The sequence below is a fragment of the Klebsiella sp. 2-CIP_Kleb. genome (genome assembly GCF_050378715.1).
Taxonomy (GTDB): domain Bacteria; phylum Pseudomonadota; class Gammaproteobacteria; order Enterobacterales; family Enterobacteriaceae; genus Klebsiella; species Klebsiella quasipneumoniae.
Genome location: NZ_JBNRLG010000018.1, coordinates 1 through 12986 on the forward strand (window position 1 = coordinate 1; position 12986 = coordinate 12986).

The 12986-nt window shown below is 55.5% G+C and carries 9 protein-coding genes and 2 pseudogenes; 8 read left to right on the forward strand and 3 right to left on the reverse strand.

Going from position 1 to position 12986, the window contains the following annotated elements:
* Positions 1 to 377 precede the first annotated feature (377 nt).
* Complete coding sequence (locus ACQUTP_RS25420; RefSeq protein WP_209702750.1) at positions 378 to 3182, forward strand: TrlF family AAA-like ATPase; 2805 nt, start codon at positions 378 to 380, stop codon at positions 3180 to 3182.
* Positions 3183 to 3524: 342 nt separating this feature from the next.
* On the opposite strand, the gene ACQUTP_RS25425 is transcribed toward ACQUTP_RS25420, so the two are convergent.
* From ACQUTP_RS25425 to intI1, 3 genes are all read right to left on the reverse strand, one after another.
* Complete coding sequence (locus ACQUTP_RS25425) at positions 3525 to 6497, reverse strand: Tn3 family transposase (protein ID WP_001138073.1); 2973 nt, start codon at positions 6495 to 6497, stop codon at positions 3525 to 3527.
* A gap of 2 nt (positions 6498 to 6499) precedes the next feature.
* On the reverse strand, positions 6500 to 7057 hold the full coding sequence (locus ACQUTP_RS25430) for a recombinase family protein (RefSeq protein ID WP_001162012.1): 558 nt from the start codon (positions 7055 to 7057) through the stop codon (positions 6500 to 6502).
* 305 nt (positions 7058 to 7362) lie between these two features.
* Positions 7363 to 8376 carry a class 1 integron integrase IntI1 gene (gene intI1 / locus ACQUTP_RS25435; RefSeq protein WP_000845048.1) on the reverse strand — a complete coding sequence of 338 codons (1014 nt, stop codon included), beginning with the start codon at positions 8374 to 8376 and terminating at the stop codon, positions 7363 to 7365.
* 156 nt (positions 8377 to 8532) lie between these two features.
* Here intI1 and dfrA15 point away from each other — a divergent pair, with 156 nt between their 5' ends.
* The 7 genes and pseudogenes from dfrA15 to ACQUTP_RS25470 all read left to right on the forward strand — a co-directional run.
* The gene (gene dfrA15 / locus ACQUTP_RS25440) at positions 8533 to 9006 is read left to right on the forward strand and encodes a trimethoprim-resistant dihydrofolate reductase DfrA15 (RefSeq protein WP_001355915.1); all 474 of its coding nucleotides are present in this window, start codon (positions 8533 to 8535) and stop codon (positions 9004 to 9006) included.
* 101 nt (positions 9007 to 9107) lie between these two features.
* A pseudogene (gene aadA1, locus ACQUTP_RS25445) lies at positions 9108 to 9946 on the forward strand (ANT(3'')-Ia family aminoglycoside nucleotidyltransferase AadA1).
* Positions 9947 to 10062: 116 nt separating this feature from the next.
* Complete coding sequence (locus ACQUTP_RS25450) at positions 10063 to 10410, forward strand: quaternary ammonium compound efflux SMR transporter QacE delta 1 (RefSeq protein WP_000679427.1); 348 nt, start codon at positions 10063 to 10065, stop codon at positions 10408 to 10410.
* Complete coding sequence (sul1, locus tag ACQUTP_RS25455; RefSeq protein ID WP_000259031.1) at positions 10404 to 11243, forward strand: sulfonamide-resistant dihydropteroate synthase Sul1; 840 nt, start codon at positions 10404 to 10406, stop codon at positions 11241 to 11243. Before ACQUTP_RS25450 ends, sul1 begins: the two co-directional genes overlap by 7 nt.
* Before the next feature lie 127 nt (positions 11244 to 11370).
* Entirely contained in the window at positions 11371 to 11871 is a 501-nt protein-coding gene (locus tag ACQUTP_RS25460) for a GNAT family N-acetyltransferase (protein ID WP_000376623.1), read from the forward strand.
* Between the two features lie 320 nt (positions 11872 to 12191).
* Positions 12192 to 12260, forward strand: a pseudogene (locus ACQUTP_RS25465) (EAL domain-containing protein); the annotation flags it as partial.
* A gap of 117 nt (positions 12261 to 12377) precedes the next feature.
* The coding region (locus ACQUTP_RS25470) for an IS6-like element IS6100 family transposase (RefSeq protein ID WP_039002932.1) at positions 12378 to 12986 on the forward strand (609 nt) is incomplete at its 3' end.

The window sequence follows — 12986 nt, forward strand, 5'->3', positions numbered from 1 at the left end:
CAGCGCACTAAGACCGCACGAATATAATGGTGGGTTACCACCAAACGAATCAGAAAACCGATACTGGAAAAACTCTAACGCGGTGGCCAGTTTTTGTTGACCACTTCAGTGAAAATAAGTTTGCTGTAGTGGGTAAGAATTTCCGTGAGAAGGGGAAAGGGTCTCAGTCCCGTCAGCATAGTTTCGTATGCCACCAGAACCGCAATGGCAGAAAGCATCTGATAGGCACGTTCGTATATAGAGAAGCTGGATGCAAGTGGTCACGTTTATGCGCTTGTAAAGGCTTGCGGTAACTATTAGGTTATGTTCTGTACTGACATCCCGGGTGCGTAAACGCAGATATCAATTTTTGATAGACATGTTAAAAGGAGGTAACAGTGAAGCTATTCCCGAATGGCTCTGAATGGCGTAAATGGGATCTGCATGTTCATACCCCTTCGTCATCACTTGAGAATCAGTATCGGAATGACTGGGAAGCTTATCTTTCTGCAATTGAAGCGTTTGGCGACGAGGTCGCTGTCATGGGGGCGACCGACTACTGCACTATCTCCGGGTATGAGAAGCTGCTCGCATACCGTGCACAGGGCCGGCTAGCCAACATTGAGGCCGTTTTTCCTAATATAGAATTTCGCATCACACCTGAAACGCAAAAAGATAAGGGTGTGAATATTCATCTTATTGTCAATCCGGCGGATGCCGGTCACGTTGACAAAATAAAACACGCGCTGGGCCGGCTTCACTTCCGTTACTGCGGGCAGAACTATTCCTGCAGCGATCAGCAGCTGACTGAACTGGGGATTGCGGTAGCAGGGTTGTCCTCTCCCGAGAAAAATCTGCGCGACGGCATTAACCAGTTCAAACCTTCTTTTGACGTCTTTGAAGACTGGCTGAGGAGTGAAACCTGGCTGCGGAACAACGTTATTGTCATTGCATCTAACAGCTCAGGAGACGGAATCTCCGGGCTCCGCGACAATGGTCTTCTTGCTGTCCGGCAGAACCTCTATCACCTGGTTGATGCGATTTTTTCTGGTAACCCGCAGGATTGTGAGTACTTTCAGGGACGCGGCAGCGACAGCAGGGCTGAAGTCATCAGTAAATACGGCAAGCTACTCCCCTGCCTTCACGGTTCGGATGCACATGGACTGACTAAAATTTTTCGTCCCGACGGGGATCGTTTTTGCTGGATTAAAGCCGATCCTACTTTTGCGGGATTAAAACAGGTACTGTACGATCACACTCGCGTCAGGATCCAGAAAACGTCCCCCCATACAAAAACGCCTTATCAATATATTAAACACGTCTGCTTTACGGATCGCAGTGGCCATGCACTTTTTTCAGACCAGCCTGTAAACTTCAGTCCTGACCTGAATGCAATCATAGGCGGGAAGTCTTCAGGCAAATCTCTGCTGCTTTACCACATGGCATGCGCCATTAACGCTGATGAGGTTAGCGAGAAAATCAGGATCTCAGGACAAGCCGCCTATGACGACTTTAGCAATCTCGATGTTGAAGTCACATGGGGAAACGGTGAAGTTAGTTCATTACATGGTGACGACTGTCGGCCTGTGACCTACATTCCGCAGCTCTATATCAATCACCTTGCCGAACGTAGCGGTCAGCTTCAGCTAAATCAGCTGGTCGAGGAAATTCTTTATCAGAATAATAATTTCAAGGCTTTCGCGGTTGAGAATACCGCACAGCGGGAAGCGACTATTCGGGTCATAAAAACCAGGATTGATTATCTTACCGAGCTGCGCAAAAAATACAGCGAATGCGGTAAGGAAATGGAGAAGTACGGCACGGAAAAGGCGGTAAGTGATGAAATCCGGCGGCAGGAGGAGAAGATAGCTCAACTGAGGAAGCAGGCATCGTTTACACCGGATGAAGAAAAGCAGTATATGGCACTCAGACTGCGCACGGACAACCTTCAATCCCGTCGGCGCGCGATAGAAGATCTTACTGATGCCAGCAGAAGCCTTAAAGAAAGCCTTTATCGGCATGCCGGTAGCACGATACAAAGCCTTACCGACCAACTCAGGCTGGATATTCCGCTGTCTGAGAATTCCTCTTTTTTGGAGAAAAGCCTTCGTCAGCTGGAGGCCAGTCTTTCAGCTGCTGTCAGTGACTTCATTGGTCGCCACGAGGCCCGTTTTGGCTGCATCCCCGCAAGGCTGAGGCGGATTGATACCGAAAGCTCAGCCAAAAAGGAAACGCTGCTTCCCCTATCAGTAAAAATTACCGATCAGGAAACGCTCAAAGCATCCATGGCTGCGCTTGAAAAGGAAAGAGAAAAACTCAGACAGCTACAACAGCTCTCTGAACGCCGTCGGTCCATTTTACAGGAAGGTAATGATACAAAAAACCAGCTCCAGACCGAGTATGCGCGCCTTACTGACCTTTACCAGGCTTACGTGGACGAGCTAAGCAAGCCTGAATACCACCCTGAAGGCGAAATTAGCGTAATTGCTCGCATATCCTTCAATGCTGAGAAGTTTGATCGCTTCACCGGCTGCTTTGACCGGCGAGGGAACATAAACCTCCTGCTCGGCGATCTGGCCAGCCCGAAAGGCGGCTACACATTTTCCGCTGATAGCCATGCGGATACGATCGCAGGCATCTATGACCGTTACAGAAGCGGCGGGGTTGCTCCCGCTCTTCGTAAGGGCATTGAGGATTCCGATATTCTGAGTTATCTCTATGATGACTGCTACCTGATTGATTTTTCTGTCCGTTACCGCAACGACGATATCGTGCAGATGTCGCCAGGCAAACGGGGTCTGGTGCTGCTTAACCTGATCCTTCACCTGAGCAATTCGCGACACCCTATCCTTATTGATCAGCCTGAAGACAATCTCGATAACCGGACGATTTATTCCCAGCTCAATGATTTCGTCAGGCTGCGCAAGGCGGACCGGCAGATCATTATGGTGACGCACAATGCCAACCTCGTCGTGGGAACGGATGCTGAATGCGTGATCGTATCTAACCAGAGTGGGCAGCGCTCGGGCATTGAGAACAGTGAATTCCGGTTTGAATATTATACCGGCTCACTGGAATGCTCGTTCACTTCACAGGACGATTCCGGCCGTTTGCATACCCGGGGTATCAGAGAACACGTTTGTGAAATTCTGGAAGGCGGGATCCAGGCCTTTAAGGAAAGGGAACGCAAGTACGGCCTTTAGACTAAAACAACGCTTCAGTTCTTGCCGTACGCTGGGCATCGGCAAGAACTGAACATATTTCTGCTCTTCTATTATCATCCTGATCCGAACCTCAATAACCCGGAAGGTATCCGGGTCAAAAAGGGCCAGTAAAGATATGGGAACCTAGAGAATGGCGATGGAATTATCATTGCCGATGGTAAGTACCGTCTGACCCTCCTTCACAATCCGGATGAACTCATTTTTTTCGAGGATCCTGATTAACCTGCTGATACCTTTACCACCCCGTGAAACCTTAATCTGCGCCTTAATTTTTTCCGGGGCGATGTAGGGGTCGTCTCAGAAAACGGAAAATAAAGCACGCTAAGCCGGTGGCAGCGGTCGCAATGGCCTAAACTTCCCCGCACCGACCTTGGCGCTGCTGCGCCATAGGTAATCGCCGGTCAGGTTGATGTGCTCCCACCCCAGCGGCGACAGATATTGCAACAATGTGTCGTCCAGCGCCGTGCCGTTGCCACGCAAAGCACTGGTGGCACGCTCCAGATATACCGTGTTCCACAACACGATGGCCGCCGTCACCAGATTGAGGCCGCTGGCCCGGTAGCGCTGCTGCTCAAAACTGCGGTCGCGGATTTCACCCAATCGGTAGAAGAAGACCGCCCTGGCCAGCGCGTTGCGCGCCTCGCCCTTATTCAGCCCCGCATGGACGCGGCGGCGCAGCTCCACGCTTTGCAGCCAATCCAAAATGAACAGCGTGCGCTCGATGCGCCCCAGCTCGCGCAACGCCACGGCCAAGCCGTTCTGGCGCGGGTAGCTGCCGAGTTTGCGCAGCATCAGCGAAGCCGTTACCGTGCCTTGCTTGATGGAGGTGGCCAGCCGCAGAATTTCATCCCAATGGGCGCGTATTTGCTTGATGTTCAGCCTGTCGCTGCTAATCATCGGCTTGAGCGCGTCATAGGCGGCATCGCCCTTGGGGATGAATAGCTTGGTTTCGCCCAAGTCACGGATACGCGGCGCGAAGCGAAATCCCAGCAAATGCATCAAGCCAAACACGTGATCGGTGAAGCCTGCCGTGTCGGTGTAGTGTTCCTCGATGCGCAAGTCCGACTCGTGGTACAGCAGGCCATCAAGCACGTAAGTTGAATCACGAATGCCCACGTTGACCACCTTGGCACTGAAGGGCGCGTACTGGTCGGAGATATGGGTGTAGAAAGTCCGTCCTGGACTGCTTCCATACTTCGGGTTGATATGACCAGTGCTTTCTGCTTTGCTGCCGGTTCTGAAGTTCTGGCCGTCCGACGATGACGTGGTGCCGTCACCCCAGTTGCCGGCGAAGGGTTGCCGAAACTGCGCATTCACCAGCTCGGCCAGCGCCGTCGAATAGGTTTCATCGCGGATGTGCCAGGCTTGCAGCCAAGACAGCTTGGCGTAGGTGGTGCCAGGGCAGGACTCGGCCATTTTGGTCAGACCCAGGTTGATCGCGTCGGCCAGGATCGTCGTCAACAGCAAGGTTTTGTCCTTGGCCGTGTCGCTGGTCTTCAGGTGTGTGAAGTGGCGGGTGAAGCCCGTCCATTCATCGACCTCCATCAGCAACTCGGTGATTTTGAGGTGCGGCAGCAGCATAGCTGTCTGGTCGATCATGGCTTGCGCGGCGTCTGGTACTGCCGCGTCCAGCGGCGTGATCTTCAGGCCTGACGCGGTGGTGATGATGGCATCCGGTAAGTCGTTGGCCGCAGCCATGCGGTTGACTGTGGCGAGTTGCGCCTCCAACAATTCCAACCGGTCATGCAGGTATTGGTCGCAGTCGGTGGCCACTGCCAGCGGCAATTCGCTGGCCAGCTTCAAAGTGGCGAACTTCTCGACCGGCACCAGGTATTCGTCGAAGTCCTTGAACTGGCGAGAACCCTGCACCCAGACATCACCGGAGCGCAGCGCGTTCTTCAGCTCCGACAGGGCGCATAACTCGTAGTAACGCCGGTCGATGCCGTCGTCGGTCAGAACCAGCTTTGCCCAGCGCGGCTTGATGAATGCGGTTGGCGCATCGGCGGGCACCTTGCGCGCGCTGTCGCTGTTCATGCCGCGCAGCATGTCGATGGCATCGAGCACACCCTTGGCGGCGGGCGCAGCCCGCAATTTGAGCACGCCCAGGAACTGCGGCGCGTAGCGGCGTAGCGTGGCATAGCTTTCACCGATGTGGTGCAGGAAATCAAAGTCGGCAGGCCGCGCCAATGTTTGCGCTTCGGTGACGCTGGCGGCGAAGGTGTCCCAGGGCATAACGGCCTCGATGGCGGCGAACGGATCGCTGCCGCTTTGCTTGGCCTCAATCAACGCTTGACCGATGCGCCCATACATCCGCACCTTGTCGTTGATCGCCTTGCCGGAAGCCTGGAACTGCTGCTGATGCTTGTTCTTGGCCGCGTTGAACAGCTTGCCGATGATGCGATCGTGAAGGTCGATGATTTCATCGGTGACGGTGGCCATGCCTTCGATGGCCAGCGCTACCAGCGTGGCATAGCGTCGTTGCACCTCGAACTTTGCCAGATCAGCAGGCGTCATCTGGCCACCTTCACGAGCGATTTTGAGCAGGCGGTTCTGGTGAACCTGCCGCTCGATGCCTGCGGGCAGATCAAGTGCTTGCCAGGATTTCAGGCGCTCAATATGTTCGAGCATGTGGCGAGAGTTCGGTTTGGCAGGCGACTGGCGCAGCCATGCCAGCCACGTCACTTTACTGCCGTCCTTGCGCTTGAGAAGTTCGTCCAGGCGCTGACGGTGGGGTGATAACAAAGAATCGGTCAGCGCCGCGTAAATGCGTCGGTTGGCACGGGTGATGGCCTCGGCGCTTGCGCGCTCGATGGCATTCATGGCGGGCAGGATAATGCTCTGCCGCCGCAGATTCTCGACAAGTGCGCTCGCCAGCACGATGCCTTTGTCGGTCTGCAAGGCCAGCTCGGTCAATGTATGCACGGCTTGCCGATAGTGGCTCATGGTGAAGGGCTTGAACCCAAAAACCGTTTGCAGCTCGACCAAGTGCTCCCGCCGTGTCTGTTCGCGCTGGCCGTACTCGCTCCAACTTTCCACTGGCATCTTGAGTTGCGCGGCCACCATGCGCAACAGGGGCGGAAACGGAGGCTCATCGACGCCCAAAAAGGTGCCAGGGAATCGCAAGTAGCAAAGCTGCACAGCGAAGCCCAATCGATTCGCGGCGCCGCGACGCTGACGGATCACCGACAGGTCGGTTTCGTTGAACGTGTAGTGCCGTATCAGTTCGTCTTTGGCATCTGGCAGTGCCAGCAGGCTTTCGCGCTCGGTGGCGGACAGGATTGAGCGGCGTGGCATGGTCAGTCTTCCCGCAGGTACTGGTACAAGGTTTCGCGGCTGATGCCGAAGTCACGGGCCACCAAGGTTTTTTGGTCGCCTGCCGCAACTCGCCGTTTCAACTCGGCAATTTGTTCGCTGTTCAGCGATTTCTTTCGTCCCCGGTAGGCACCGCGCTGCTTGGCCAGCACGATTCCCTCGCGCTGACGTTCGCGGATCAGGGCGCGCTCGAACTCAGCGAAGGCTCCCATGACCGACAGCATCAGATTGGCCATCGGTGAGTCCTCGCCGGTGAACTTCAGCCCTTCTTTGACGAACTCCATGCGCACGCCCCGTTGTGTCAGCCCTTGGACGATGCGGCGCAGGTCATCAAGGTTGCGTGCCAGCCTGTCCATGCTATGCACCACCACGGTGTCGCCCTCGCGGACGAAGGCCAGCAGCCTTTCCAGCTCGGGACGCTGGGTGTCCTTGCCAGAAGCCTTGTCGGTGAACACCCGCGCCACCTGAACACCCTCCAATTGCCGTTCCGGGTTCTGGTCGAAGCTGCTGACGCGGACATAGCCGATGCGTTGACCTTGCAAGATGCCTCCAAAGGCAAAAGTGTCAGGATGAAATCTATTACCTTTGACGGAATATGTCAATCAATAGGAAATTTAACTCTATTCTGACATCGTTTGCACATGGTGTCGTTTTCAGAAGACGGCTGCACTGAACGTCAGAAGCCGACTGCACTATAGCAGCGGAGGGGTTGGATCCATCAGGCAACGACGGGCTGCTGCCGGCCATCAGCGGACGCAGGGAGGACTTTCCGCAACCGGCCGTTCGATGCGGCACCGATGGCCTTCGCGCAGGGGTAGTGAATCCGCCAGGATTGACTTGCGCTGCCCTACCTCTCACTAGTGAGGGGCGGCAGCGCATCAAGCGGTGAGCGCACTCCGGCACCGCCAACTTTCAGCACATGCGTGTAAATCATCGTCGTAGAGACGTCGGAATGGCCGAGCAGATCCTGCACGGTTCGAATGTCGTAACCGCTGCGGAGCAAGGCCGTCGCGAACGAGTGGCGGAGGGTGTGCGGTGTGGCGGGCTTCGTGATGCCTGCTTGTTCTACGGCACGTTTGAAGGCGCGCTGAAAGGTCTGGTCATACATGTGATGGCGACGCACGACACCGCTCCGTGGATCGGTCGAATGCGTGTGCTGCGCAAAAACCCAGAACCACGGCCAGGAATGCCCGGCGCGCGGATACTTCCGCTCAAGGGCGTCGGGAAGCGCAACGCCGCTGCGGCCCTCGGCCTGGTCCTTCAGCCACCATGCCCGTGCACGCGACAGCTGCTCGCGCAGGCTGGGTGCCAAGCTCTCGGGTAACATCAAGGCCCGATCCTTGGAGCCCTTGCCCTCCCGCACGATGATCGTGCCGTGATCGAAATCCAGATCCTTGACCCGCAGTTGCAAACCCTCACTGATCCGCATGCCCGTTCCATACAGAAGCTGGGCGAACAAACGATGCTCGCCTTCCAGAAAACCGAGGATGCGAACCACTTCATCCGGGGTCAGCACCACCGGCAAGCGCCGCGACGGCCGAGGTCTTCCGATCTCCTGAAGCCAGGGCAGATCCGTGCACAGCACCTTGCCGTAGAAGAACAGCAAGGCCGCCAATGCCTGACGATGCGTGGAGACCGAAACCTTGCGCTCGTTCGCCAGCCAGGACAGAAATGCCTCGACTTCGCTGCTGCCCAAGGTTGCCGGGTGACGCACACCGTGGAAACGGATGAAGGCACGAACCCAGTGGACATAAGCCTGTTCGGTTCGTAAACTGTAATGCAAGTAGCGTATGCGCTCACGCAACTGGTCCAGAACCTTGACCGAACGCAGCGGTGGTAACGGCGCAGTGGCGGTTTTCATGGCTTGTTATGACTGTTTTTTTGTACAGTCTATGCCTCGGGCATCCAAGCAGCAAGCGCGTTACGCCGTGGGTCGATGTTTGATGTTATGGAGCAGCAACGATGTTACGCAGCAGGGCAGTCGCCCTAAAACAAAGTTAACCCCTAAGGAAGTATCGTGAAACTATCACTAATGGCAGCAATTTCGAAGAATGGAGTTATCGGAAATGGCCCAGATATTCCATGGAGTGCCAAAGGGGAACAATTACTCTTCAAAGCGATTACCTATAATCAGTGGCTTTTGGTAGGCCGAAAGACTTTCGAGTCAATGGGGGCTTTACCCAACCGAAAATATGCCGTTGTAACTCGTTCAAGCTTCACTTCCAGTGATGAGAATGTATTGGTATTTCCATCTATCGATGAAGCGCTAAATCATCTGAAGACGATAACGGATCATGTGATTGTGTCTGGTGGTGGTGAAATATACAAAAGCCTGATCGATAAAGTTGATACTTTACATATTTCAACAATCGACATTGAGCCAGAAGGTGATGTCTATTTTCCAGAAATCCCCAGTAGTTTTAGGCCAGTTTTTAGCCAAGACTTCGTGTCTAACATAAATTATAGTTACCAAATCTGGCAAAAGGGTTAACAAGTGGCAGCAACTGACCGACAAAAGTGTCACTTGTTTTGCCAAAAAGCCGGCAAAACAAGCGCCAATTTTGTCGGCAGCTGTGCCAGGCGTTAAACATCATGAGGGAAGCGGTGATCGCCGAAGTATCGACTCAACTATCAGAGGTAGTTGGCGTCATCGAGCGCCATCTCGAACCGACGTTGCTGGCCGTACATTTGTACGGCTCCGCAGTGGATGGCGGCCTGAAGCCACACAGTGATATTGATTTGCTGGTTACGGTGACCGTAAGGCTTGATGAAACAACGCGGCGAGCTTTGATCAACGACCTTTTGGAAACTTCGGCTTCCCCTGGAGAGAGCGAGATTCTCCGCGCTGTAGAAGTCACCATTGTTGTGCACGACGACATCATTCCGTGGCGTTATCCAGCTAAGCGCGAACTGCAATTTGGAGAATGGCAGCGCAATGACATTCTTGCAGGTATCTTCGAGCCAGCCACGATCGACATTGATCTGGCTATCTTGCTGACAAAAGCAAGAGAACATAGCGTTGCCTTGGTAGGTCCAGCGGCGGAGGAACTCTTTGATCCGGTTCCTGAACAGGATCTATTTGAGGCGCTAAATGAAACCTTAACGCTATGGAACTCGCCGCCCGACTGGGCTGGCGATGAGCGAAATGTAGTGCTTACGTTGTCCCGCATTTGGTACAGCGCAGTAACCGGCAAAATCGCGCCGAAGGATGTCGCTGCCGACTGGGCAATGGAGCGCCTGCCGGCCCAGTATCAGCCCGTCATACTTGAAGCTAGACAGGCTTATCTTGGACAAGAAGAAGATCGCTTGGCCTCCCGCGCAGATCAGTTGGAAGAATTTGTTCACTACGTGAAAGGCGAGATCACCAAGGTAGTCGGCAAATAATGTCTAACAATTCGTTCAAGCCGACGCCGCTTCGCGGCGCGGCTTAACTCAAGCGTTAGATGCACTAAGCACATAATTGCTCACAGCCAAACTATCAGGTCAAGTCTGCTTTTATTATTTTTAAGCGTGCATAATAAGCCCTACACAAATTGGGAGATATATCATGAAAGGCTGGCTTTTTCTTGTTATCGCAATAGTTGGCGAAGTAATCGCAACATCCGCATTAAAATCTAGCGAGGGCTTTACTAAGCTTGCCCCTTCCGCCGTTGTCATAATCGGTTATGGCATCGCATTTTATTTTCTTTCTCTGGTTCTGAAATCCATCCCTGTCGGTGTTGCTTATGCAGTCTGGTCGGGACTCGGCGTCGTCATAATTACAGCCATTGCCTGGTTGCTTCATGGGCAAAAGCTTGATGCGTGGGGCTTTGTAGGTATGGGGCTCATAATTGCTGCCTTTTTGCTCGCCCGATCCCCATCGTGGAAGTCGCTGCGGAGGCCGACGCCATGGTGACGGTGTTCGGCATTCTGAATCTCACCGAGGACTCCTTCTTCGATGAGAGCCGGCGGCTAGACCCCGCCGGCGCTGTCACCGCGGCGATCGAAATGCTGCGAGTCGGATCAGACGTCGTGGATGTCGGACCGGCCGCCAGCCATCCGGACGCGAGGCCTGTATCGCCGGCCGATGAGATCAGACGTATTGCGCCGCTCTTAGACGCCCTGTCCGATCAGATGCACCGTGTTTCAATCGACAGCTTCCAACCGGAAACCCAGCGCTATGCGCTCAAGCGCGGCGTGGGTTACCTGAACGATATCCAAGGATTTCCTGACCCTGCGCTCTATCCCGATATTGCTGAGGCGGACTGCAGGCTGGTGGTTATGCACTCAGCGCAGCGGGATGGCATCGCCACCCGCACCGGTCACCTTCGACCCGAAGACGCGCTCGACGAGATTGTGCGGTTCTTCGAGGCGCGGGTTTCCGCCTTGCGACGGAGCGGGGTCGCTGCCGACCGGCTCATCCTCGATCCGGGGATGGGATTTTTCTTGAGCCCCGCACCGGAAACATCGCTGCACGTGCTGTCGAACCTTCAAAAGCTGAAGTCGGCGTTGGGGCTTCCGCTATTGGTCTCGGTGTCGCGGAAATCCTTCTTGGGCGCCACCGTTGGCCTTCCTGTAAAGGATCTGGGTCCAGCGAGCCTTGCGGCGGAACTTCACGCGATCGGCAATGGCGCTGACTACGTCCGCACCCACGCGCCTGGAGATCTGCGAAGCGCAATCACCTTCTCGGAAACCCTCGCGAAATTTCGCAGTCGCGACGCCAGAGACCGAGGGTTAGATCATGCCTAGCATTCACCTTCCGGCCGCCCGCTAGCGGACCCTGGTCAGGTTCCGCGAAGGTGGGCGCAGACATGCTGGGCTCGTCAGGATCAAACTGCACTATGAGGCGGCGGTTCATACCGCGCCAGGGGAGCGAATGGACAGCGAGGAGCCTCCGAACGTTCGGGTCGCCTGCTCGGGTGATATCGACGAGGTTGTGCGGCTGATGCACGACGCTGCGGCGTGGATGTCCGCCAAGGGAACGCCCGCCTGGGACGTCGCGCGGATCGACCGGACATTCGCGGAGACCTTCGTCCTGAGATCCGAGCTCCTAGTCGCGAGTTGCAGCGACGGCATCGTCGGCTGTTGCACCTTGTCGGCCGAGGATCCCGAGTTCTGGCCCGACGCCCTCAAGGGGGAGGCCGCATATCTGCACAAGCTCGCGGTGCGACGGACACATGCGGGCCGGGGTGTCAGCTCCGCGCTGATCGAGGCTTGCCGCCATGCCGCGCGAACGCAGGGGTGCGCCAAGCTGCGGCTCGACTGCCACCCGAACCTGCGTGGCCTATACGAGCGGCTCGGATTCACCCACGTCGACACTTTCAATCCCGGCTGGGATCCAACCTTCATCGCAGAACGCCTAGAACTCGAAATCTAACGTCCGTTCGGGCATCGAGGTCCATGTCGGGGTGGGACGGGCCCGTGGCTTCAAGATCACTTGCAGTCCGACCGCGATGTCTTGGTTGCGCGAGAGGTTGTCGATATCCTCCACTTCCATCATCAACCCTGGATAATGCCGCCGCCGTCATCGCCGCCGACGCCCGTGCCGGGCTTTTCGGGCCTGTCAGGCTTGCTCGGCCTTCAGCCTGCCTGGGCGAGATCTCCGGCGGACGGATTAACGGCGGAGCTTCGCCGCCTTTCGTGCGTGTGAAGGCCGAAGATAGTTCTCTCAAAAACATCCGTTTATGAGAGATACCAAATGTCATTTTCAGAAGACGACTGCACCAGTTGATTGGGCGTAATGGCTGTTGTGCAGCCAGCTCCTGACAGTTCAATATCAGAAGTGATCTGCACCAATCTCGACTATGCTCAATACTCGTGTGGGCTCTGTTGCAAAAATCGTGAAGCTTGAGCATGCTTGGCGGAGATTGGACGGACGGAACGATGACGGATTTCAAGTGGCGCCATTTCCAGGGTGATGTGATCCTGTGGGCGGTGCGCTGGTATTGTCGCTATCCGATCAGCTATCGCGACCTTGAGGAAATGCTGGCGGAACGCGGCATTTCGGTCGACCATACGACGATCTATCGCTGGGTCCAGTGCTACGCCCCGGAGATGGAGAAGCGGCTGCGCTGGTTCTGGCGGCGTGGCTTTGATCCGAGCTGGCGCCTGGATGAAACCTACGTCAAGGTGCGGGGCAAGTGGACCTACCTGTACCGGGCAGTCGACAAGCGGGGCGACACGATCGATTTCTACCTGTCGCCGACCCGCAGCGCCAAGGCAGCGAAGCGGTTCCTGGGCAAGGCCCTGCGAGGCCTGAAGCACTGGGAAAAGCCTGCCACGCTCAATACCGACAAAGCGCCGAGCTATGGTGCAGCGATCACCGAATTGAAGCGCGAAGGAAAGCTGGACCGGGAGACGGCCCACCGGCAGGTGAAGTATCTCAATAACGTGATCGAGGCCGATCACGGAAAGCTCAAGATACTGATCAAGCCGGTGCGCGGTTTCAAATCGATCCCCACGGCCTATGCCACGATCAAGGGATTCGAAGTC

Bases quoted from the DNA above. Each gene is read 5' to 3' on its own strand.
- ACQUTP_RS25425 (WP_001138073.1), bottom strand. From the start codon at position 6,497: ATGCCACGCCGCTCAATCCTGTCCGCCACCGAGCGCGAAAGCCTGCTG.
- intI1 (WP_000845048.1), bottom strand. From the start codon at position 8,376: ATGAAAACCGCCACTGCGCCGTTACCACCGCTGCGTTCGGTCAAGGTT.
- ACQUTP_RS25450 (WP_000679427.1), top strand. From the start codon at position 10,063: ATGAAAGGCTGGCTTTTTCTTGTTATCGCAATAGTTGGCGAAGTAATC.
- sul1 (WP_000259031.1), top strand. From the start codon at position 10,404: ATGGTGACGGTGTTCGGCATTCTGAATCTCACCGAGGACTCCTTCTTC.
- ACQUTP_RS25460 (WP_000376623.1), top strand. From the start codon at position 11,371: ATGGACAGCGAGGAGCCTCCGAACGTTCGGGTCGCCTGCTCGGGTGAT.